Origin of the sequence: Dyella acidiphila (assembly GCF_014863405.1) — a bacterium.
Lineage (GTDB): Bacteria > Pseudomonadota > Gammaproteobacteria > Xanthomonadales > Rhodanobacteraceae > Dyella_B > Dyella_B acidiphila.
In genome coordinates, this window is sequence record NZ_JACZZA010000015.1 from 62,471 (window position 1) to 83,172 (window position 20,702).

The window sequence follows — 20,702 nt, forward strand, 5'->3', positions numbered from 1 at the left end:
ACCTCAATCCTCTCCCCGCAGGGGAGAGGAGGCGAATGCGAAAGGCCCGTTTTTTGTATTGAAGCGAGCCATCATTCGATTTGAAGCAATGCTCCATACGAGTATTTGCAACGCTTCCCGGCTTCTTCGGACTGTTCGCCGACAGGCGTATCGGCGATAATTGAGCGGATTTCGACCAGGCGCCTCACCCATGCGCCGGTTCCCCGCTTTATTCCAAGGAGTTCCCCCCATGAGCAAGACCATTGCGGTGATCCCGGGCGATGGCATCGGCCCGGAGATCATGACCGCCACGCTGCGCGTGCTCGATGCGCTGGATTGCGGTCTCAGCTACGACACGGTCGAAGCCGGCATGATCGCGCTGGAAAAGCACGGCGATCTGCTGCCCAAGGCCACGCTAGACGCGATCGCCAAGCACCAGGTGGCGCTGAAGGGCCCGCTGACCACGCCGGTGGGCGGCGGCTTCACCTCGATCAACGTCACCCTGCGCCGTCACTTCGACCTGTATGCGAATGTGCGTCCGGCGATCAGCTTCCCGGGCACCAAGGCGCGCTACGACAACATCGACATCATCACCGTGCGCGAGAACACCGAAGGCGCCTACCTGGCCGAAGGCCAGACGCTGTCCGAAGACGGTGAAGTGGCTACCTCGATGATCCGCAACACCCGCAAGGGCAGCGCGCGCATCGTGCGCTATGCGTTCGAGATGGCGGTGAAGAAGGGCCGCAAGAAAGTCACGGCCGTGCACAAGGCCAACATCATCAAGACCGCTTCGGGCCTGTTCCTCAATGTGGCGCGCGAAATCGCCAAGGAATACCCGCAGATCGAGTTCAACGAGATGATCGTGGACAACGCCTGCATGCAGCTGGTGATGCGTCCGGAACAGTTCGACGTGATCGTCACCACCAACCTGTTCGGCGACATTCTGTCCGACTTGTGCGCCGGCCTGGTTGGTGGCCTGGGCCTGGCCCCGGGCGACAATATCGGCGAGCACGCGGCGATCTTCGAAGCGGTGCACGGCTCGGCGCCGGATATCGCGGGCAAGGGTGTGGCCAATCCCTGCGCGTTGCTGCTGGCGGCGGCCGACATGCTCGATCACCTGGGCATGGTGGAGAAGGGCACCAAGCTGCGCGATGCGATCCGCGACACGATGGCGAACGATCGCGATCACGTCACGCCGGATCTGGGTGGCAAGGGTTCGACCCAGAGCTTTGGCGAAGCGATCGCCAAGCGCGTAAAGGGCTGAGTTATCGCTGTCCGCAAAAAAGCCGCCCATGGGGCGGCTTTTTTGTTTTCAGTGCGTCGGCGTTTCAGGCCGCTTTGTGCTTCGCCGGCTGAAAGTTGCCGGGCTCTTGCTTCGACGGTATCGCGATGCGGTTCCAGCCGTTGATCATGATCACCAGCAGGTTCAGATCGATCAGCTCGCGCTCGCTGAACTGGGCGCGCGCCTGCTCGTACACGTCGTCCGGCACACCATGCACGGGATCGAGCCGCGTCACCGCTTCGCACCAGGCGAAGGCGGCGCGTTCGCGCTCGCTGTAGAACGGCGCTTCGCGCCAGGCCTGCAGCACATACAGGCGCTGCTCGGTTTCGCCTTCCGCACGTGCTTCCTTGCTGTGCATGTCGATGCAGTAGGCGCAGCCATTGAGTTGCGAAGCGCGCAGCATCACCAGGTGCACCAGCCCTTTTTCCAAGCCGGAGTGGTCGATATACGCCTTCATCGCAAACAGCGGCTTCAGGGCGTCGGGATAGTCGTAGTAGGAAAAGCGGCTCATGGGAGGGTCCTCGGTTTGCGCGGCCGCGATCGGCCGTTTCAATGCAAGGACGGCCCAGTCTGCGATTTCGTGACAGCCGCCAGCCGGGCCAGCTTTTGCGGGTTGCGCAAGGCGTGTAGGGCGACGATGCGCTCGCCGTCGCATTCGACCCAGGCGGCAGTGACCAGGGTGCCGTCGGCCCAGGTCAACAGTACCGGGGCGCCGTTGAGCATCTGCAACTGGCGGCGCATCTGATGCCCCTGCTCGTTTTTGGATACCTGCAGGTACAGGCGGGCGATCCGTTCGCCGCCCAGCAGCGGACGCAGTGCGGCACGCGCCAGGCCGCCGCCGTCGGAAATATGCAGGGCGTCCTCGGCAAACAGCACGCGCAGATTGGCTTCGGTAGGCTGCTCCAGCGCCTGCGCAAATCGTTCCAGCAGGCGGCGCTGGGTTTGCGCATTGGCGGTGAAGCGCGTGCGCTCGTCGCGCAGGCGCTGTTTCGCGCGGTGCGCGCGCTGGCGGGCGCTGTCTTCGCTGATGCCCAGGATGGTGGCGGCTTCCGCATGGCTGTAGTCGAACACGTCATGCAGCAGGAAGGCGGCGCGTTCTTCGGCACTGAGCCGTTCGAGCATCAGCAGGAACGACATGCTGAGGGTTTCGGCATGCTCGGCCATGGCCTCGGGATGCTCTTCCGACGCGATCAGCGGTTCCGGCAGCCAGGGCCCAGTGTAGTGCTCGCGCTCCAGCTTGGCGCGGCGCAGGCGGTCCAGCGCCAGCCTGGTGGTGACGGTGACCAGCCACGCTTCCGGGTCGTCCAGGGCGCTCTTGTCCTGCGCGTGCCAGCGCAGCCAGGCATCGTGCAGCACATCCTCCGCATCGGCAGGCGTGCCCAGCATGCGGTAGGCGAGGCCGAGCAGGCGCGGGCGGTGTTGCTGGAACAGTTCGGTATGCGGGTCCATGGCGATCTCCCAGGGTGACTGGAACCAGGACGCACAAGCCCGCCGGAACGTGACGGGTCAGCGGCTCAGTGCACGAACGGCCACGGTGCCAGGAACACCAGCCAGATAAACACCAGCATGCCGATGTATTTCACCGTGCGGAACAGCCGCGGGTATTTCCGCTTGAACACGCGGTTGCGTTCGCGGCTGCGCTGGTTGAGGGCGAACATGCGGTTGACGAAGCCGGTCTTTTCTTCCGGCGACTCGGTATTGGGCGAGGCCGTGATCTTGCCCATGAAGGCGCCGACGCGATGGTTGATCGCATTCATCACGCCAGTGCGCAGCGGGCGCTCCACGTCGGCGAACAGGATCACGCGGGTCTGGTCGGTGTTGTTTTCCACCCAGTGCACATAGGTTTCGTCGAACACCACATCCTTGCCGTCGCCCCAGGCGTGCTCTTCGCCGTCGACGAAGATGCGGCAGTCGCGCGAATTGGGGGTGATCAGGCCCAGGTGATAACGCAGCGAGCCGGCGAAGGGGTCGCGATGCGGATTGAGCTTGCTGTGCGGCGCCAGCGTGGCGAACATCGCCGCCTTCACGCTCGGAATGGACTTGAGCAAGGCCACCGTCTTGGGGCATAGCGCCTCGGCCGACACCAGCGGCTCGCCGTACCATTTCAGGTAGAAGCGCTTCCAGCCCTGCTTGAAGAAGCTGTTGAAACTGGCGTCGTTGTTGTTCTGCGCCGCGCGGATATGGCCATCGTCGAACAGCTGCAAGGCTTCGTCGCGGATGATCTGCCAGTTCGACTGCAGCAAGTCGAGCTGCGGGAAGCCGCCGCGATCCAGAATCGGCCGCGCCGGCACGGCGGAAAACGCATACATCAGCAAGTTGTACGGCGCGAACACGGCGGAGTGGTCGACCAGTTGGCGATCGAAGCGCAGGCGCGCACGCCCGCGCAGATGCACCAGCAGCACGCACAGCACGAAGGCCAGCAGCACATAGAGGACGATGAAGCGGGGGCTGAGGAAATCCATCGTGAAAGCGGCTCGGATAGCGCCAGGGGCAAGGCCGGAGTATGTGGCCGAAAGGCCGCAGGTCAAGGATTTTACGGCAGATCCGGGTCCGGATGGGGCCGCGCCGGTCGGCCTCAATGACGCAGTACGTGAGCTGTTCCGCCACCCGGGCGGTAGCCATGCTTGAGGGCGCGATGGACGTAGACGGCCGCTCGGCGTACCGCCCGGTGCGGCGGGTAGCCCAGCGCCAGCTGCGCGGCGATGGCCGACGCCAGGGTGCAGCCGGTGCCATGGCCTTCGAGTGGCAAGCGCGGGTGCTGGATCTCCATCACGCCATGCTCATCGAAATAACGATCGATCACTTCGCCGCCGCGCGCATGGCCGCCCTTCAGCAGCACGCTGCGGGCGCCCAGCGCCAATAGCGCTTCGCCGGCCGCCGCCAATTGCTTGGCCGTGCGCAGCGGGTGGCCGAGCAGGGCTTCGGCCTCGGGCAGGTTCGGCGTGAGCACGTCGGCCAGCGGGATCATCTCGTTGATTACCGCATCGATCGCATCTTCGTCGAGCAGGCGCGCCCCGCTGGTGGCAACCATCACCGGATCGACCACCAGCCAGGCCGGCTTGCGCTTGCGCAATGCCTTGGCGACCAGTCGCACAGTGGCGGCGTTACCGAGCATGCCGGTTTTCACCGCGGCGATCGGGAAATCGTCGAATACCGCATCGAGTTGGCTGCGGATGTGCTTCAACGGCACCGCATGAACGGCGCTTACGCCGCGCGTGTTTTGCGAGGTAATCGCGGCGATCACTGAAAGTCCATGCACGCGATGTGCGTGGAAGGTTTTCAGGTCGGCCTGGATGCCGGCACCGCCGCCGGAGTCGGAGCCGGCGATGGTGAGGGCGATGGGAGGAGGAGAAGTCGCCACGATTCGATAGAGGATAGGTTGGGTTAGCGCAGCGTAACCCAACCATGTCGCGTCGAAGAGGCATCGTTGGGTTGCGCTGCGCTCACCCAGCCTACGACCAAACTACATCGCTTCGGAAGCGAAATCCGCCAGGCGCGAACGCTCGCCACGCCGCAGCGTGATATGCGCCGAATGCGCCCAGTGCTTGAAGCGATCCACCGCGTAGGTCAGGCCCGATGTGGTCTCCGTCAGATACGGCGTGTCGATCTGCTCGACGTTGCCCAGGCATACGATCTTGGTGCCCGGACCTGCACGCGTGATCAGCGTTTTCATCTGCTTCGGCGTAAGGTTCTGCGCCTCGTCGATGATCAGGTAGCGCGAGAGGAAGGTGCGTCCGCGCATGAAGTTGAGCGAACGGATCTTGATGCGCGAGGCGAGCAGGTCGTTGGTGGCCTGGCGCCCCCAGCTGCCGCCTTCTTCGGGGTTGGCAAGCACTTCGAGGTTGTCGGTGAGCGCGCCCATCCACGGCGTCATCTTTTCTTCTTCGGTGCCGGGCAGGAAGCCGATGTCTTCGCCGACCGATACAGTGGCGCGGGTCATGATGATTTCGCGGTAGCGCTGCTGGTCCATGACCTGCGCCAGTCCTGCGGCCAGCGCCAGCAAGGTCTTGCCGGTGCCGGCGGTGCCGAGCAGGGTGACGAAATCCACATCCGGATCGACCAGCACATTGAGTGCGAAGTTCTGTTCGCGGTTGCGCGCGGCAATGCCCCACACACTGTGGTTGCTGTGACTGTGGTCGTCGAGCAGTACCAGGGTGGCGCGTTCCTCGTCGATATGCAGTACGCGTAGTTCGACGTTGTCGTCGCCGGGGAGGAACAGACACTGGTTGGGATACCAGTCTTCGTCCTCGTGCCGGTCGAGCTTGTAGTAAGTGCGGCCGCGTTCGTTCCAGGACTGCACTTCCGGATGCTTGTCCCAGAAGTTCTCCCCCAGCTCGGTGGAGCCGGTGTAGAGCAGGGAGAAATCGTCGAGCGCGCGATCGTTCTCATAGTCCTCCGCATCGATGCCGTAGATCTTGGACTTGATGCGCAGGTTGATGTCTTTGGTGACCAGGATCACCGCGCGATCCGGATTCTGTTCGCGCAGTTCGATCACCGCGGAAAGAATCTGGTTGTCGGCCTTGCCGTGACCGTTGCTGGTGCGCTGCTGGAAATACAGCCGGCCCACGGCGATGCCGCGCTTGAGCGTGACCCCTTGCGGGCTGGTCAATTCCAGGCCATTGCTGATGCCGTGCCCGTTGCCGCGCTCGATCAACTCATTGAGGAAACGGCTGACCTGGCGGCCGTTGCGTGAAACTTCCGAAGCGCCTTTCTTCTTTTCGTCCAGTTCCTCCAGCACCGTCATCGGAATGAAGACGTCGTGTTCCTCGAAGCGGAACAGCGAAGTGGGGTCGTGCAACAGCACATTGGTATCGAGAGCGTAGATGCGCTTGCTTCCGGTCATGCGGAAGAAACCTCACGTGGTTGGAGGTGGAGAGGGACGTGCACGTTGGCGAGAGCGTGTGACGTGGAAATCACCGGGCCGGTATCGCGTCGAGCACCGCCTGGGCATGGCCGGGCACTTTCACGCCCCGCCATTCCGCGGCGAGCTTGCCGTCGGGATCAATCAGGAACGTACTGCGTACCACGCCCATGTGACGTTTCCCGTACAGCACCTTTTCGTGGATCACGTCGAAGGCGCTGCACCAGGTTTCCTCGGGATCGGAAACCAGCGGGAACGGCAGTTCCTGCTTGCTGGCGAAATTGGCGTGGGATTTTACCGAGTCGCGCGAGACACCGATGATCTCGGCGTGGCGTTTCTTGAACTTCGGATAGAGATCGCGGAAGTCCTTGGCCTCGTTGGTGCACCCGGGGGTGCTGTCCTTGGGGTAGAAGTAGACGACTACCCATTGGCCTTTCAGTGCATCGAGTTTCAGCGTGCTGCCGTCGCCGGTGGGGCCTTGCAGCTTGGGGACTTTCTTACCTAGTTCGGGCATGGGTTCTCCATCAGAACAGGAGTACTGCGTGTTCCTGGGGCTGGAGACTAGCGCGAGTCAGATTACGGTTACAGCCTTGTCAGATTATTCCTGCGGGAGCATTCTAGAATTTCGCCGCTGCCTAGAATTTCACCGGGTCCATGATGGCATCCAGGTTCAGGCTGTCGCAGAACTCCAGGAAGTCGTCGCGCAAGGCGGCAATGTGGAGTTTGTCCGGTACCCCGATGGTGAATTGCGCCTGGAACATCGAGGCGCCCGTCTGCATGGCCTGGTAGCGCATCGAGCTCAGCTGCTCCACGCTGATGTCGTGGCGATTGAAGAAATCCACGATCTTCACCAGGATGCCCGGCCGGTCGGAGGAGACCACTTCGACCAGATACGGCAGCAGGTGTCCGCTGGGTTCGCGCGGATTGGTGCGGTAGTGGGTCAGGCGCAGCTCTTCCTCGCGGGCCAGCTTGGTCAGCGCGGTTTCGAGCTTGGCGACGGCATCCCAGGCGCCGGTGGCGAGCAGGGTCAGCGAGGTGTCCGCGCCGATCGTAGAAACCCGCGCATCGGACAGATTGCAGCCGGCATCGGCGATGCGCCGGGCCAGTGCGAGCAGCGGGGTGCGCGAGGCGGGTGTCAGCGTCTGGATCAGCAGCTGGTGATCGTTGCTGGATCGCGCGGAAAAAGGGTTGGTGGACATGGAGACCCCGCGTCGTGCGGGATGACGACGAACGATACGCCAGCTTACTTGCCCGTCCTGCGAGCCCGCAAGTAAGATGCCGGGTCTAGTTTTTGTGCGGATGGCGCCATGAAGATTCACGGAAGCGTCTGCGCGCTGGTTACCCCATTCGGATCGGATGGGGCGCTCGATATGGCGGCATTCGGTCGCCTGCTCGATTTCCAGATCGCGGGCGGCACCCAGGCGGTGGTCGTCGCCGGTTCCACTGGCGAAGCCCACATGCTCGAACACGATGAATACGATCGCCTGCTGGCGTTCGCGCTCGAGCATGTCGCCGGCCGTATTCCGGTGCTGGCCGGAACCGGCGAGGCGGGTACCGCCAAGACCGTCGCGCTAACCAAGCGCGCCCGCGCACTGGGCGCCGATGCGGCCCTGGTGGTGGCGCCGTACTACGTGCGCCCCACGCAGGAGGGCCTGCGCCGCCATTTCCTGGAAGTGGCCGAGCAGGGTGGCCTGCCGGTGCTGCTGTACAACGTGCCGTCCCGTACTGGCTGCGATCTGTTGCCGCAGACCACCGCGGCGCTGCGCGAGCATCCGGCCATCATCGGCATCAAGGAGGCGCGCGGCGACGCCGAGCGCATCGCGCAGACCGCGGAACTTGTGCGCGCCGATTTCGTCTATCTGTCCGGCGATGACGGCAGCGCGGCCCAGGCCATGCTGGCTGGCGCCGCCGGTACCATCTCGGTAGTGGCCAATCTGGTGCCCAGGGCGTTTCGTGCGTTGTGTGATGCGGCCGGCACGGGTGATCGTGCGGCGGCGGCGCGCTGCAGCGCCGCCCTGGATCCGCTGGTGCAGGCGCTCAACTGCGCGCCCAACCCGATCGCGGTGAAGGCTGGCCTGCCGGAGCTGGGGCTGGGCACGGCGCTGCCGCGGCTGCCGCTGGTGGAACTGGAACAGGGGGCGGAGCGCGAGCAGTTGCGCAAGGCCTTGGCGACTCTGGCATCCTTGGCGGATGCTGCCTGACCGATCGGGTCGGCGGCCTGCCTCAAATTACGGAACATCTACGGAATCTCACTACATGAAGAAAACGTCCCTCGCCGTTGCCCTGCCGGCCCTGGCTCTCACTGGCCTGCTGCTTTCGGGCTGCGGCATGTTCCGTTCCGAACGCGCCTGGCAGAACGCCAAGCAGCAAACGCCGCTGGAGATCCCGCCGGGCCTGGATACGCCTTCGGCGACCGCCGCGCTGGTGATTCCGCCGGCCGGTGGCAACCAGCCGTCGCCGAACGGCGCTACCGCGCGCGTGGGCAATGCGCCGGGCACGATCACCGACGGCTTCATCCTGGCCGACAGCGTGGACGAAACCTACCGCCGCGTTGGCGAAGCACTGGCCAATGGCGACCTGGGCTCGCTGCAGGGGCATGACGATGCCGCGCACACCTACACCCTGTCGGTGATGGCCTCCGACCAGCCGGCCGAAAAGCCGAGCTTCCTCGGCCGCATGTTCGGCAAGAGCAGCAGCTCCAGCGGCGGCACCGTAGCGGCGCATCCGGTGGTGGTTGTCGTCAACGCCAGCGGCCAGGGTTCGAGCGAAGTGCGTGCGCAGGGCGAAGCGGCTGCGGTGGCCAAGGTGGTCGACAGCCTGAAGTCGCGCCTGGGCGGCAAGGGCTGAGTCAAAGATCGGGGCGTCGCCATTTCGGCTTTGACTGAAATGGCGTGGCGCCTCGGCTGCTTCGGCGGCCAAAGAAAAAGGCACCGGCGTTTGCGCGGTGCCTTTTTTCGATCTTCAGCGCCGATTTTCGGTGCCTTGCGGGTTCAGCGCTCCAGCAGCTTGAACTTGTCCGGCTTGCCATCCCACTCTTTCGCGTCCGCCAGCGCTTCTTTGCGCGTGACGATCACCGGCCAGGCCTTGGCCAGTTCCTTGTTCAGCGGGGTGAAGTGCTCCTGGCCTGCCGGCACGTCGTCTTCCGGGAAGATCGCGTTGGCCGGGCATTCGGGCTCGCACAGGGTGCAATCGATGCATTCATCGGGATCGATGGCCAGGAAGTTGGGGCCTTCGTGGAAGGCGTCGACCGGACAGACCTCGACGCAATCGGTGTATTTGCATTTGATGCAGTTATCGGTGACGACGAAGGTCATGCTGCCGTGCGCCTGCTTGGGATCGGAGGCCGATCATACTAGGAGGGGTGGCGCTCCCAACGAGGTTCGAACTCGTGTTCCCGCCTTGAGAGGGCGGTGTCCTAGGCCACTAGACGATGGGAGCGTATTGTTGCGAGGCGCGGTAGTATATCTGAATTGTCTCACCCGGCAACGTCCGATGATGCCGGCCTGCACAGGACCACGCGCCTGCGGGACAATGCTCGAGGCCGGTTTGGACAAGGCTCATGGCAGGTCCTGCCGAGCCACCGGAAGTTGCATACCCGCAAGGATTTCGATCGCTTGAATCCCAAATCCAGGAACCAGCACGCGCTGCATATCATCCCGCGCGAGCAGCACACCATCTCCCGCAAGAACATCAGCAAGGCGGCGCTGCGTGTGCTCTATCGCCTGAACGAGGCTGGCTTCAATGCCTACCTGGTCGGCGGCGCCGTGCGCGATCTGCTGCTGGGCGGACACCCCAAGGATTTCGACGTCGCCACCAATGCGACGCCGGATGAAGTCAAAAAGCTGTTCCGCAACTGCCGCCTGATCGGCCGCCGTTTCCGTCTCGCCCATGTGGTGTACGGCAACGAGATCATCGAGGTGGCGACCTTCCGCGGCACCAGCGAGGAGCAGGGCGAGGGCGACCGCCACATCGTGGACGGCCGCATCGTGCGCGACAACGTCTGGGGCACGATCGAAGAAGATGCCCTGCGCCGCGATTTCCGCGTCAACGCCATGTACTACGACATCAGCGATTTCACGGTGCGCGATTATGTGGGCGGCATGCAGGACCTGCACGATCGCGTGCTGCGCCTGATCGGCAATCCGGATACGCGCTATCGCGAAGATCCGGTGCGCATGCTGCGCGCGGTGCGCCTGGCGGCGAAGCTGGATTTCCGTATCGATCCGGAAGCCTCCGCGCCGTTTGCCGAGTTGGGGCCGCTGCTGAGCAGCGTGGCGCCGGCGCGGCTGTTCGACGAATCGCTGAAGATGTTTCTCACCGGGCATGGCCGCAAGAGCTTCCGCATGCTGGAGCAGTGCGGCCTGCTGAAGTTCATGTTCCCGGCCACGGCGCGTGCGCTCAAACGCGGCGACGAAGCGCTGCGCTCGCTGATCGAGCAAGGCCTGGAAAATACCGACGCGCGCGTTTCCGAGGGCAAGTCGGTGACGCCGGCGTTCCTGTTTGCCGTGCTGTTGTGGGGCGAGGTGCGCGATCTGGCGCATACCTGGAACGCGCACGGCAAGGATGTCAACGAAGCCTGGTCGCGCGCCGCCGCACATGTGGTGGCCGAGCAATGCCAGCGCGTGGCCATCCCGCGCCGCTTCACCATCACCATGGAAGAAATCTGGGCGCTGCAGCCGCGGTTCGAGCAGATCCAGCGCAAGAAGGTCTTTCGTTTGCTGGCCCATCCGCGCTTCCGCGCCGCCTTCGATTTCCTCTTGCTGCGCGCCGCCGAATCGCCGGCGATCGGCGAGCTAGGGCAGTGGTGGGCGCATGCACAGCAATTGCCGCACGAAACACTGGCGGCGCATTTGCCGATGCAGCAGCACAACGGCGCGGCCGGCGAACTCGATTCATCGCGCTCGTCCTTGCCGCGCAAGCGCAAGCGCCGGCGTAAACCGGCAGGCCATTCCGGGAGCGCCTGATGCGCGCCTATGTCGCGCTGGGCAGCAACCTTGGCGATTCGCGGCAGCAACTGCTCCATGCCATCGAAGCACTGGCAGGGTTGCCGCATACGCGGGTGCTGGCGCGCTCGCGTTTCTATCGCACGCCGCCATGGGGCATCGTGGATCAACCCGATTTCCTCAACGCCGTGGTCGTGCTGGAAACGCCGCTGGCGCCGCATGCGCTGCTCGATGCATTGCTGGAGATCGAGCGGGCGGCCGGACGCGAACGCCATGGCGAACGCTGGGGGCCGCGCACCCTCGATCTGGACCTGCTGCACGTCGCTGGCACCACCGTGTGCGACGAGCGTTTGACCTTGCCGCACCCGCATATCGCCGAGCGTGCGTTCGTGTTGTTGCCGCTGAGCGAGCTGGCGCCTGAGCTGGAGATTCCCGGCCAGGGCCGGGTCTCCGATCTGCTGCGGGCCGTTGATACGCAAGGCTGTCAGGCCGTGGCTTGAGCGTTTGCCGCCTGGCGCCGGATAATTGTTCACCGCAGCATTGAAGGAAACCGCCGTGTACGTGGAAAACAGCAGCGCTCCCGCGCGCAAGCCGGTCACTGTGCCGGGCCTGCATGCGATGAAGGCGGAAGGGCGCAAGATCGTGATGCTTACTGCCTACGATGCGAGTTTTGCCGCGCAGGTCGAACATGCCGGCGTGGACATCGCGCTGGTCGGCGATTCACTGGGCATGGTGGTGCAGGGGCAGCGCAGCACCTTGCCGGTGACGCTGGAGCAGATGGTTTATCACACCACCATGGTGGCGCGCGGCTTGTCGGCGACCTTGCTGGCTGCCGACATGCCCTTCATGGCCGACCGCGACGTGTCATATGCGCTCGAGGCAGGCGCACGGCTGGTGGGTGAGGCGGGCGCGGCGATGGTGAAGATCGAAGGTGCCGCACCGCACATTCTTGAATCGATCCATGCGTTGACCGAACGCGCGATTCCGGTCTGCGCGCATCTGGGCCTTACTCCGCAGTCGGTGCATAAATTCGGCGGCTACAAGGTGCAGGGCCGCGCGGATGCGGCCGAGCGCGTGCTGAGCGAGGCGCTCGCGGTGCAGCAGGCCGGCGCCAGCATCCTGGTGCTGGAAGGCGTGCCTTCGCCATTGGGCGAGCGCGTCACCCGGGCGCTGGATATTCCGGTGATCGGCATCGGCGCGGGCCCGCAGTGCGATGGCCAGGTGCTGGTGGTGTACGACATGCTGGGCATCACGCCCGGCAAGCGGCCCAAGTTCAGCAAGGATTTTCTGGCCGGCCGCGGTTCGGTGGGCGAGGCGATTGCCGCGTATGTCGCCGACGTGCGCAGCGGTGCCTTTCCTTCAGCGGAACACGGTTATAACTAGCGCGACTTAAGGCAAGGCAGAGCCAATCTCATGCAAACGGTGCAAGACGCAGCAGGGCTGCGCGCCACGGTCCGTGGCTGGCGCTCGCAGGGGCAGACGGTCGGCTTCGTGCCGACCATGGGCAATCTGCACGCGGGCCATCATTCGCTGGTCAAGCTGGCGCGTGCGCGTACGGACCGCGTGGTGGCTAGCGTGTTCGTCAATCCCACCCAGTTCGGCCCGAGCGAAGATTTCGAGCGCTATCCGCGTACGCTGGCGCAGGACCAGGCCGGGCTGGCCGAGTCCGGTTGCGATCTGCTGTTCGCGCCGGACGTGGCCACCATTTATCCGTTCGGCGCGGCCGGCAGCGTGAGCCTGCATGTGCCGGACATCACCGACACCCTGGAAGGCGCGCACCGGCCCGGCCATTTCGACGGCGTGGCCACGGTGGTGTGCAAGCTGTTCAACCTGGTGCAGGCGGATATCGCGATCTTCGGCCAGAAGGATTTCCAGCAGCTCAAGGTGATCGAGCGCATGGTGCGCGACCTGGCCCTGCCGGTGAAGGTGATGGGGGCGCCCACCCAGCGCGCCGACGATGGCCTGGCGCTCAGTTCGCGCAACCAGTACCTGTCGCCGGAAGAACGGGCCGAGGCGGTGCAGATCTACCAGACCCTGCAGCAGATGCGCGAGCTGATCGCCAAGGGCCACGCCCGCAAAGTGGTCGAACAGGCTGCCGCATCCAAGCTGGAACGTGCCGGCTTCGCCCCCGATTACGCCGCCATCCGCCGGGCTGACGACCTGTCCGAGCCGGCTGACGGCGAGCAGGAGGGGCTGGTGGCCCTGATTGCCGCCCGGCTGGGCAGCACCCGCCTGATCGACAACCTGCTGTTTGAATAAAAGGCCGCCCCGGGCCCGGGGATTGAACCGGTGCGGGGCACCCCCATGTAGCCGCCGGGTGCCGATGTTGCGACGCAGCGTCGGCAGTTCGATAATAACGGGCTACGCAGGCAGTTCCTGCTGGAATGAAGTCATGCAACTGAACATGCTGAAGGCGAAGATCCACCGTGCCACCGTGACCCACGCGGAGCTGCACTATGAGGGCTCGATCGCCATCGACGGCCTGCTGCTCGATGCGTCGGGCATCCGCGAGTACGAACAGATCCACGCGTGGAACATCAACAACGGCAAGCGCTTCGTCACTTATGCGCTGCGTGCCGAAGAAGGCTCGGGCATCATTTCGGTGAACGGCAGCGCCGCCCATCGCGCACAGCCGGGCGACCTGATCATCATTGCCGCCTTCGTGCATCTGAACGAAGCGGAGCTGGAGAAATTCCAGCCCACGCTGGTGTATGTCGACAAGGACAACCGCATCAGCCACACCAATCGCTCGATTCCGAAGCAGATGGCGGCGGCGTAATTCCCGGCGGGATATTCGCCGGCTACGTAGGTTGGGTTGGCGCAGCGTAACCCAACGATATCGCTACGAAGATAGATCGTTGGGTTACGCTGCGCTAACCCAACCTACAGCTGTTTTTTTTAGGCGTGTGATGGCGGCAAGAGTTCATGTCGCGCCAGCGCCCACGCCACATGTTCGCGCACCATTGCCGATGGATGCTCCGCTCGCGCCAGCAGAGCGGTCTGCACTATTGCTGATGAAGGCGCATTGCCCAGCGCCACCGCAATATTGCGCAACCAGCCCTCATAACCGGTACGGCGGATCGCCATGCCTTCCGTGCGCTTGAGGAATTCCTCTTCGCTCCAGCCGAACAGTTCCACCAGCTTGGCGCCATCCAGGCTGTGCCTCGGCGCGAAGTCCGGCTCGGTAGCGTCCTGCGCAAACTTGTTCCAGGGACAGATCAGCTGACAGTCGTCGCAACCGAAGATGCGGTTGCCCATCGGTGCGCGCAGTTCTTCCGGAATCGAGCCTTTCAGTTCGATGGTGAGATAGGAAATGCAGCGCCGTGCATCCAGGCGGTAAGGCGCGACGATCGCCTGGGTGGGGCAGATGTCGATGCATTTGCGGCAGCTGCCGCAGTGCGCGCTGGCAGGTGCATCGATCGGTAGCGGCAGATTGGTATAGAGCTCGCCGAGGAAGAAATACGAACCGGCCTGGCGATTGATCAGTACGGTGTGCTTGCCGATCCAGCCCAGGCCGGCATTGCGTGCCAGGGCTTTTTCCAGCACCGGCGCGGAATCGACGTAGGCGCGGTAGCCGAACTCGCCGATGGCGCCGCGGATGCGCTCGGCCAGCTTCTGCAGGCGGTTGCGCATCAGCTTGTGGTAGTCGCGCCCCAATGCGTAGCGGGCCACGTAGCCGGCTTCGGCGTCGTTGATTACATCCCAGGCGTGCTGGGTGCCGGGAGGCAGGTAATCCATGCGCACCGAAATCACCCGCAACGTGCCGGGCTCGAGCTCGTCGGGGCGGCTGCGGCGGGTGCCGTGGCGTTGCATGTATTCCATGTCGCCGTGATAGCCGTCCTCCAGCCAGCTCAGCAGATGCTGTTCATCCTGCCCCAGCGCAACGCCGCTGATACCGGCCTCGGCAAAGCCCAGTTCTTGCGCCCAGCGCTTGATCTCGCTGGCCAGTGCGGCGTAGTCGGGCGTAACAGTAGGCATGCGCCTAGTGTAATGGCTGCCTATAATCGGCCGATGCACGCAGCCACGCATCATCGCGATCTCTACACCGTGGAACAGGTGCGCGCCCTCGACCGGCGCGCCATCGACGACCTCGGCATCACCGGTTTTGAACTGATGAGCCGGGCGGCCACCGCTGCGTTCGTGCAGCTGTGCCGGCATTGGCCGGAGGCGCGGCGCATTGTGGTGTTCTGTGGCCCTGGCAACAACGGCGGCGACGGTTATCTGCTGGCGGCGCTTGCCCATGGCGCCGGCATGGCGGTGGAAGTGATCGAGCTTGGCGATGCGCCGCGCGGCGATGCTGCCGGCGCCCGCGATAGCTGGCAGCGCAGCGCCGGCATCCCGCGCCGCTGGCAACAAGAGGCGCTGTTGCCGCTCGCCGATGTCTATGTGGATGCGCTGTACGGCACCGGTTTGAATCGCGCGCCCGAAGCGCTGGCGTCCAGCCTGATCGAGCGCATCAATGCCGCGGCGGTGCCGGTGCTGGCGCTGGATGTACCGTCGGGACTGAATGCGGATACCGGCGAATGTCCCGGTGTGGCGATTGAAGCTGAGCTCACCGTGAGTTTCATTGCCGCCAAGCGCGGCCTGTATACCGGTCAGGCGGCGACCAAGGTGGGCGCCTTGCAGCTCGATACGCTCGGCCTGCCGGATATTTTGTGGCAGGGCATGCCGTCGGATGCCGGCTTGTTGCCCGTCATGCAGCTTCCGCCGCGTGCACGCGATGCGCACAAGGGCGATTGCGGGCATGTGCTGGCGATCGGCGGCGAACACGGCACGGCCGGCGCCATCCGCCTATGCGGTGAAGCGGCGCTGCGCAGCGGTGCCGGCCTGGTCAGCATCGCCACGCGCGCCGAAAACATCTTCGCCTTGAACAGCGCGCGCCCGGAGCTGATGTCGCACGGTGTGCACGGGCCGCAGGAATTGCAGCCGCTGCTGGATCGCGCTGATGTGCTGGCGGTCGGTCCAGGCCTGGGCCAGGGGGCGTGGGGACATGCCTTGTGGCTGACGGCGCTCGACAGCGGCAAACCGCTGGTGGTGGACGCGGATGGCCTCAATTTGCTGGCGCGCGAGCCGCAACGCTTCAGCGTGCCCGCGGTGTTGACGCCGCATCCCGGCGAAGCCGCGCGTTTGCTCGGCCGCACCACTGCCGAAGTGCAGCGCGACCGCTTCGCGTCGGCGCGCGAGCTGGCGCAGCGCTACGGCGCGGTCATCGTGCTGAAGGGGGCGGGCAGCCTGATCGCGAATCCGGATGGACGTCTAGACGTCTGTACCTGGGGTAATCCCGGCATGGCCAGCGGCGGCATGGGCGATTTGCTGACTGGCGTGATTGCCGCCTTGCTGGGGCAGGGCTGTTCGGCCTGGGATGCGGCGCGCATCGGCGTCGGCCTGCATGCGCGTGCCGGTGACCTGGCGGCACGGCACGGCGAGCGCGGCCTGCTGGCCAGCGACTTGCTGGAGCCGTTGCGCGCCCTTGGCAACGGACTTGCGCATGACTGAGCTGCAATGGGAACTCGCTGACGAAGACGCCACCCGCGCGCTGGGCCAGCACGTTGCCGCTGCGCTGGATGGCGGCCTGGTGGTGTATTTGCGCGGCGAGCTGGGCGCCGGCAAGACCAGTTTCGCCCGCGCCCTGCTGACTGCGCTGGGCGTCGGCGAGCGCATCAAAAGCCCTACCTACAGCCTGGTCGAGGGCTATCAGGCGGCAGGGCGTGCGGCCTGGCACTTGGATCTTTACCGCATTGCCGACCCTGGCGAGCTGGAATGGCTGGGCCTGGATGCGCTGGCCGATCCGGCGGCGGTGGTGCTGGTGGAATGGCCGGAGCGCGGGCAGGGTGCGTTGCCTGCGCCCGACGTGGAACTGGGCCTCGGTTACAGCGGCCTGGGCCGGCACGCTCAGCTGCAAGCGCGCTCGAGCCGCGGCCTGCGCCTGCTCGATCGCCTGCGCTAAGTGGCCGTCGCATAACAGAAAAGCTGACGCGGCAGGCACGTCTGGCTTGCCTGTGAAATGCGTCGTTTAGATCCAATACCTTGAGCTGGTCTGACAAACAGGCTGCAGGTTATGGATATTTAAAGGAAAACCTCTTGCATTCAGCAAAGCGCTGCGCTTCAATGCCGCGCTATGAGGGGACTACTCGCTCGCGCCATCTGCATCGCCGCCACCGCGCTACTGACCGCGGCGTCGGCGGCTGCCGCGTACGCATCCGACGTGAACAACGCCCGTGTCTGGGCCGGCCCGGATTACACCCGCGTGGTGTTCGATCTGTCCGGCCCGGCCAAATACAAACTCAGCCAGCAGGGCGACCAGGTGCTGCTGGAGCTCAGCGACAGCCGCGTCGTCGGCCATCTGGCACCGTCTGCGCAGGGTCTGTTCAAGGGCCTGCAGAGCAGCGGTCAGGGCGATTCCCTGCGCCTTACGGCGGCGGTGGCCCCGAACAGCCAACCCAAGACCTTCGTGCTGGGTCCTTCGGGCCAGGCTGGTTATCGCCTGGTGCTGGATCTCTATCCGGGTACGGCCGGCGCGGCTGCGTCGCCGGTGACGGAACCGCCACCCGTCAAGGCGGTGGCGATCAGCCAGCCGGCACCGGCTGCGCCGATGGCCGAGGCCGACAGCGACACCGATGCCACCACCGCGGCGCCTGCGCCGGTGGTGATCAATGCCAGCAGCAAGCTGACCAGCCACAAGGGCGTCACCACCCGCCAGGCCGCGGTGCTGTTGAACAGCCAGCGCCAGGTGATCGTGGCGGTGGATGCCGGCCACGGCGGCAAGGACCAGGGCGCGCATGGCCCGGACGGTACGCTGGAAAAAGACGTCACCCTGGCGGTGGCACGCGACCTGGCTGCGCAGATCAACCGTCAGCCCGGCATGAAGGCGATCCTCACCCGCGACGGCGACTACTTCATTCCGCTGCAGCGGCGCTACGAGATCGCCCGCCAGAATCAGGCCGATCTGTTCGTGGCGATCCACGCCGATTCCTTCAGCAGCAGCGACGCTCGCGGTTCCTCCGTGTGGGTGCTGTCGCCGCGCGGCAAGAGCTCGGTGGCGGCGCAGATGCTGGCCGACCGTGAAAACAGTTCCGATCTGATCGGCGGCGTATCGCTGGCGGCCGAGAACGACAGCCTGGCCTCCGTGCTGCTGGATATGCAGCAGGGCTGGGCCGTGCAGGCCAGCGAAACGGTGGCGCAGAACGTGCTGAGCGCGCTGGGCGCGCTGGGTCCGACCCACCGCGGCTACGTCGAGCACGCGAACTTCGTGGTGCTGCGCTCGCCGGACGTGCCCTCGATCCTGGTCGAAACCGCCTTCATCAGCAATCCGCTGGAAGAGCGCAAATTGCGCGATCCCGGCCACCAGCAGCAGCTCGCCGACGCGATCATGGGCGGCGTGAAAAGCTATTTCACCAGCAATCCGCCGCCCGGCACCTGGTTTGCCGTGGACGCGGCGCGTCGCAAGGGCATCGCCGTCGGCGGCGATACCGAAGTGGCCAGCGTGAGCAAGGCGGACGACAAGGTGGCCGATGTCCCCGCCGCGGCCGATAGCGACGTGCGCGACATGCACCGGGTCGCCAATGGCGAAACCTTGCGCAGCATCGCCAAGCAGTACGGCGTAAGCGTGAGCGCGCTCAAGAACGTCAACGGCATCAACAGCAATAGCGTGCGTGTCGGCACCATGCTGGAGATCCCGGAAAGCTGATTGCGGATAGTTGGGCGGCGGGGGACGCGCTAAGCTTGCGTCCTATGTCCCGCATCAAACCGCTGCCCCCCGACCTTATCAACCAGATCGCCGCCGGCGAGGTGATCGAGCGGCCGTCCTCGGTCGTGAAGGAACTGGTTGAAAACAGCCTCGACGCAGGCGCTACCCGGATCGAAGTGGATATCGAGCTCGGCGGCGCGCGCCTGATTCGCGTGCGCGACGATGGCGACGGCATTGCGCCCGACGATCTGTCGTTGGCGGTGGCCTCGCATGCCACCAGCAAGATCGGCAGCTTCGACGATCTGGAACACGTAGCCAGCATGGGCTTCCGTGGCGAGGCGCTGGCTTCGATGTCGTCGGTAGCGCGTTTCGCCATCACGTCGCGCCTGCGCGGTGACGAGCAGGCGTTTCGCATCGAAGTGGACAGCGGCCGCATGCAGGCGGCGCGCCCGGCGCAGCATCCGCAGGGCACCAGCGTGGAAGTGCGCGACCTGTTCTACAACGTGCCGGCGCGACGCAAGTTTCTCCGCGCCGAGCGTACCGAATTCGCGCATATCGACGATCTGCTCAAGTCGCTGGCGCTGGCTCGTCGCGGCGTTGAATTCCGGCTCAGCCACAACGGCAAATCGGTACGCGTGTGGAAGGCTGCGCGCGATGACCAGGCCATGCTGATGCGGGTCGCCGAAGTGCTGGGCGACACGTTTCCGCAGCAAAGCCTGCGCATCGATCACGCTGCAGCCGGCATGCGCCTGTCCGGCTGGGTAGGCTTGCCGACCGCATCGCGTTCGCAGGCCGATTCCCAGTATTTCTACGTGAACGGGCGGCTGGTGCGCGACCGCGTGGTGGCGCATGCGGTGCGCCAGGCCTATGCGGATGTGCTGTTCCACGGGCGTCATCCGGCATTCGTGCTGTATCTGGAGCTGGATCCGGTCGGCGTCGACGTGAACGTGCATCCCGCCAAGAGCGAAGTGCGTTTCCGCGAGCAACGGCTGGTGCACGATTTTCTATTTCGCACGCTGCACGAAGCTTTGGCCGAAACACGTGCGGGCCAGCACTTGCCGGCCGAAAGCGAAGCCTGGGAGTCGGCGCCGACCGTGGCCGCACCCGCGCTGCAGCTTTCCGGTCGTTCGAACGGGAACTGGCAAGGCAGTTCGTTCAGTCAAAGCCGTCTGCAATTGGGTGTACGCGAAGAGCCGCTGGCGGACTACGCCAACTTGCTTGGCGAAGTCGCGCCGGCACCAATGCAGGCTGCCCAGTCGCTGCCGCCGGCCAATGATGGCGAAGTGCCGCCGCTGGGCTTTGCCATCGCGCAACTCAAGACCATTTACATCCTGGCCGAGAATGCGCACGGCCTGATATTGGTCGACATGCATGCTGCGCACGAGCGCATCACCTACGAAAAACTGAAATCCGGACGTGCCTGCAGCAATCTGCGTTCGCAGATCTTGCTGGTGCCTTTGTCGGTGGCAGTAAGCGCGAAAGAAGCTGCCGCTGCCGAAGAGCACGGCGATGCACTGGCCGCGTGGGGACTGGAGCTGTCGCGCAGCGGTCCGTCGGCGGTGGTGGTGCGCCGGATTCCCGCGCTGCTGGAAGGCGCCGACGTGGGCGAGCTCACGCGCAGCGTGCTGGGCGAATTGGCCCAGCACGGCAGCTCGCGCCAGCTGCAGGAACTGGAAAACGAATTGCTCTCCACCATGGCCTGTCACGGCTCGGTGCGGGCCGGACGCCGGCTCACCACGCCGGAAATGAATGCCTTGCTGCGCGAGATGGAAGCCACCGAGCGGTCCGGCCAGTGCAATCACGGCCGTCCTACCTGGGTGCAGCTGGGCATGACGGAATTGGATAAGCTTTTTCTGCGTGGTCGTTAACCGCGTACCCGCGCAGCCTTGTGCCTTCGGCAAATGGACGTCCATACTGCCTGCTTCAGTCTTGTCCCGAGCGGAGCAAACC

21 protein-coding genes and 1 tRNA gene are annotated in these 20,702 nt (G+C 64.8%); 12 read left to right on the plus strand and 10 right to left on the minus strand.

Features of this window, described 5'->3' with window-relative positions:
* The first annotated feature begins 229 nt into the window (after positions 1-229).
* Entirely contained in the window at positions 230-1,243 is a 1,014-nt protein-coding gene (locus tag IGX34_RS19765) for an isocitrate dehydrogenase (RefSeq protein ID WP_192557471.1), read from the plus strand.
* Between the two features lie 64 nt (positions 1,244-1,307).
* Here IGX34_RS19765 and IGX34_RS19770 read toward each other — a convergent pair whose 3' ends face one another.
* The 7 genes from IGX34_RS19770 to IGX34_RS19800 form a co-directional block, all read right to left on the minus strand.
* Positions 1,308-1,772 (minus strand): carboxymuconolactone decarboxylase family protein, encoded by a 465-nt coding sequence (locus IGX34_RS19770; RefSeq protein WP_192557472.1) that lies wholly within the window; start codon positions 1,770-1,772, stop codon positions 1,308-1,310.
* Between the two features lie 38 nt (positions 1,773-1,810).
* Entirely contained in the window at positions 1,811-2,710 is a 900-nt protein-coding gene (sigJ, locus tag IGX34_RS19775; protein WP_192557473.1) for an RNA polymerase sigma factor SigJ, read from the minus strand.
* Between the two features lie 65 nt (positions 2,711-2,775).
* Positions 2,776-3,699: an aspartyl/asparaginyl beta-hydroxylase domain-containing protein gene (locus tag IGX34_RS19780; protein ID WP_338015518.1), complete on the minus strand. Its 924-nt coding sequence runs from the start codon at positions 3,697-3,699 to the stop codon at positions 2,776-2,778.
* A 137-nt stretch (positions 3,700-3,836) separates the two neighbouring features.
* Positions 3,837-4,622 (minus strand): bifunctional hydroxymethylpyrimidine kinase/phosphomethylpyrimidine kinase, encoded by a 786-nt coding sequence (gene thiD / locus IGX34_RS19785; protein WP_192557475.1) that lies wholly within the window; start codon positions 4,620-4,622, stop codon positions 3,837-3,839.
* 102 nt (positions 4,623-4,724) lie between these two features.
* Positions 4,725-6,104, minus strand: coding sequence for a PhoH family protein (locus tag IGX34_RS19790; RefSeq protein ID WP_192557476.1), 1,380 nt, complete (start codon positions 6,102-6,104; stop codon positions 4,725-4,727).
* Positions 6,105-6,174: 70 nt separating this feature from the next.
* Entirely contained in the window at positions 6,175-6,636 is a 462-nt protein-coding gene (locus tag IGX34_RS19795) for a peroxiredoxin (protein ID WP_192557477.1), read from the minus strand.
* Between the two features lie 121 nt (positions 6,637-6,757).
* Positions 6,758-7,321: a glycine cleavage system transcriptional repressor gene (locus tag IGX34_RS19800; protein ID WP_192557478.1), complete on the minus strand. Its 564-nt coding sequence runs from the start codon at positions 7,319-7,321 to the stop codon at positions 6,758-6,760.
* A 108-nt stretch (positions 7,322-7,429) separates the two neighbouring features.
* Between IGX34_RS19800 and dapA the strand changes: the two genes are divergently transcribed.
* The gene (gene dapA, locus IGX34_RS19805; protein ID WP_192557479.1) at positions 7,430-8,323 is read left to right on the plus strand and encodes a 4-hydroxy-tetrahydrodipicolinate synthase; all 894 of its coding nucleotides are present in this window, start codon (positions 7,430-7,432) and stop codon (positions 8,321-8,323) included.
* Positions 8,324-8,378: 55 nt separating this feature from the next.
* The gene (locus IGX34_RS19810) at positions 8,379-8,969 is read left to right on the plus strand and encodes a hypothetical protein (protein WP_192557480.1); all 591 of its coding nucleotides are present in this window, start codon (positions 8,379-8,381) and stop codon (positions 8,967-8,969) included.
* Between the two features lie 143 nt (positions 8,970-9,112).
* On the opposite strand, the gene fdxA is transcribed toward IGX34_RS19810, so the two are convergent.
* A complete protein-coding gene (gene fdxA / locus IGX34_RS19815; RefSeq protein WP_192557481.1) occupies positions 9,113-9,436 on the minus strand; it encodes a ferredoxin FdxA in 324 nt (107 codons plus the stop codon).
* Between the two features lie 48 nt (positions 9,437-9,484).
* A tRNA-Glu gene (locus IGX34_RS19820) sits at positions 9,485-9,560 on the minus strand.
* A 176-nt stretch (positions 9,561-9,736) separates the two neighbouring features.
* On the opposite strand from IGX34_RS19820, the gene pcnB reads away from it, so the two are divergent.
* From pcnB to panD, 5 genes are all read left to right on the plus strand, one after another.
* On the plus strand, positions 9,737-11,086 hold the full coding sequence (gene pcnB / locus IGX34_RS19825) for a polynucleotide adenylyltransferase PcnB (RefSeq protein ID WP_192557482.1): 1,350 nt from the start codon (positions 9,737-9,739) through the stop codon (positions 11,084-11,086).
* Positions 11,083-11,565 (plus strand): 2-amino-4-hydroxy-6-hydroxymethyldihydropteridine diphosphokinase, encoded by a 483-nt coding sequence (gene folK / locus IGX34_RS19830; RefSeq protein ID WP_192557521.1) that lies wholly within the window; start codon positions 11,083-11,085, stop codon positions 11,563-11,565. The genes pcnB and folK overlap by 4 nt, the downstream gene beginning before the upstream one ends.
* A gap of 55 nt (positions 11,566-11,620) precedes the next feature.
* A complete protein-coding gene (panB, locus tag IGX34_RS19835; protein WP_192557522.1) occupies positions 11,621-12,448 on the plus strand; it encodes a 3-methyl-2-oxobutanoate hydroxymethyltransferase in 828 nt (275 codons plus the stop codon).
* A gap of 30 nt (positions 12,449-12,478) precedes the next feature.
* On the plus strand, positions 12,479-13,324 hold the full coding sequence (gene panC, locus IGX34_RS19840) for a pantoate--beta-alanine ligase (RefSeq protein ID WP_192557483.1): 846 nt from the start codon (positions 12,479-12,481) through the stop codon (positions 13,322-13,324).
* Between the two features lie 133 nt (positions 13,325-13,457).
* Positions 13,458-13,844: an aspartate 1-decarboxylase gene (gene panD, locus IGX34_RS19845; RefSeq protein ID WP_192557484.1), complete on the plus strand. Its 387-nt coding sequence runs from the start codon at positions 13,458-13,460 to the stop codon at positions 13,842-13,844.
* 119 nt (positions 13,845-13,963) lie between these two features.
* Here panD and queG read toward each other — a convergent pair whose 3' ends face one another.
* Complete coding sequence (gene queG / locus IGX34_RS19850; protein ID WP_225737641.1) at positions 13,964-15,043, minus strand: tRNA epoxyqueuosine(34) reductase QueG; 1,080 nt, start codon at positions 15,041-15,043, stop codon at positions 13,964-13,966.
* A gap of 33 nt (positions 15,044-15,076) precedes the next feature.
* Between queG and IGX34_RS19855 the strand changes: the two genes are divergently transcribed.
* The 4 genes from IGX34_RS19855 (at position 15,077) to mutL (ending at position 20,620) form a co-directional block, all read left to right on the plus strand.
* A complete protein-coding gene (locus IGX34_RS19855) occupies positions 15,077-16,561 on the plus strand; it encodes an NAD(P)H-hydrate dehydratase (RefSeq protein ID WP_192557485.1) in 1,485 nt (494 codons plus the stop codon).
* Positions 16,554-17,012, plus strand: a complete 459-nt coding sequence (gene tsaE, locus IGX34_RS19860; RefSeq protein ID WP_192557486.1) for a tRNA (adenosine(37)-N6)-threonylcarbamoyltransferase complex ATPase subunit type 1 TsaE — start codon at positions 16,554-16,556, stop codon at positions 17,010-17,012. The genes IGX34_RS19855 and tsaE overlap by 8 nt, the downstream gene beginning before the upstream one ends.
* Before the next feature lie 171 nt (positions 17,013-17,183).
* A complete protein-coding gene (locus tag IGX34_RS19865) occupies positions 17,184-18,752 on the plus strand; it encodes an N-acetylmuramoyl-L-alanine amidase (protein WP_192557487.1) in 1,569 nt (522 codons plus the stop codon).
* A 44-nt stretch (positions 18,753-18,796) separates the two neighbouring features.
* Positions 18,797-20,620, plus strand: a complete 1,824-nt coding sequence (gene mutL / locus IGX34_RS19870; RefSeq protein ID WP_192557488.1) for a DNA mismatch repair endonuclease MutL — start codon at positions 18,797-18,799, stop codon at positions 20,618-20,620.
* Positions 20,621-20,702: the final 82 nt, after the last annotated feature.

Bases quoted from the DNA above. Each gene is read 5' to 3' on its own strand.
- IGX34_RS19765 (WP_192557471.1), top strand. From the start codon at position 230: ATGAGCAAGACCATTGCGGTGATCCCGGGCGATGGCATCGGCCCGGAG.
- IGX34_RS19770 (WP_192557472.1), bottom strand. From the start codon at position 1,772: ATGAGCCGCTTTTCCTACTACGACTATCCCGACGCCCTGAAGCCGCTG.
- sigJ (WP_192557473.1), bottom strand. From the start codon at position 2,710: ATGGACCCGCATACCGAACTGTTCCAGCAACACCGCCCGCGCCTGCTC.
- IGX34_RS19790 (WP_192557476.1), bottom strand. From the start codon at position 6,104: ATGACCGGAAGCAAGCGCATCTACGCTCTCGATACCAATGTGCTGTTG.
- IGX34_RS19795 (WP_192557477.1), bottom strand. From the start codon at position 6,636: ATGCCCGAACTAGGTAAGAAAGTCCCCAAGCTGCAAGGCCCCACCGGC.
- IGX34_RS19800 (WP_192557478.1), bottom strand. From the start codon at position 7,321: ATGTCCACCAACCCTTTTTCCGCGCGATCCAGCAACGATCACCAGCTG.
- dapA (WP_192557479.1), top strand. From the start codon at position 7,430: ATGAAGATTCACGGAAGCGTCTGCGCGCTGGTTACCCCATTCGGATCG.
- IGX34_RS19810 (WP_192557480.1), top strand. From the start codon at position 8,379: ATGAAGAAAACGTCCCTCGCCGTTGCCCTGCCGGCCCTGGCTCTCACT.
- fdxA (WP_192557481.1), bottom strand. From the start codon at position 9,436: ATGACCTTCGTCGTCACCGATAACTGCATCAAATGCAAATACACCGAT.
- panC (WP_192557483.1), top strand. From the start codon at position 12,479: ATGCAAACGGTGCAAGACGCAGCAGGGCTGCGCGCCACGGTCCGTGGC.
- panD (WP_192557484.1), top strand. From the start codon at position 13,458: ATGCAACTGAACATGCTGAAGGCGAAGATCCACCGTGCCACCGTGACC.
- queG (WP_225737641.1), bottom strand. From the start codon at position 15,043: ATGCCTACTGTTACGCCCGACTACGCCGCACTGGCCAGCGAGATCAAG.
- IGX34_RS19855 (WP_192557485.1), top strand. From the start codon at position 15,077: ATGCACGCAGCCACGCATCATCGCGATCTCTACACCGTGGAACAGGTG.
- tsaE (WP_192557486.1), top strand. From the start codon at position 16,554: ATGACTGAGCTGCAATGGGAACTCGCTGACGAAGACGCCACCCGCGCG.
- IGX34_RS19865 (WP_192557487.1), top strand. From the start codon at position 17,184: ATGAGGGGACTACTCGCTCGCGCCATCTGCATCGCCGCCACCGCGCTA.
- mutL (WP_192557488.1), top strand. From the start codon at position 18,797: ATGTCCCGCATCAAACCGCTGCCCCCCGACCTTATCAACCAGATCGCC.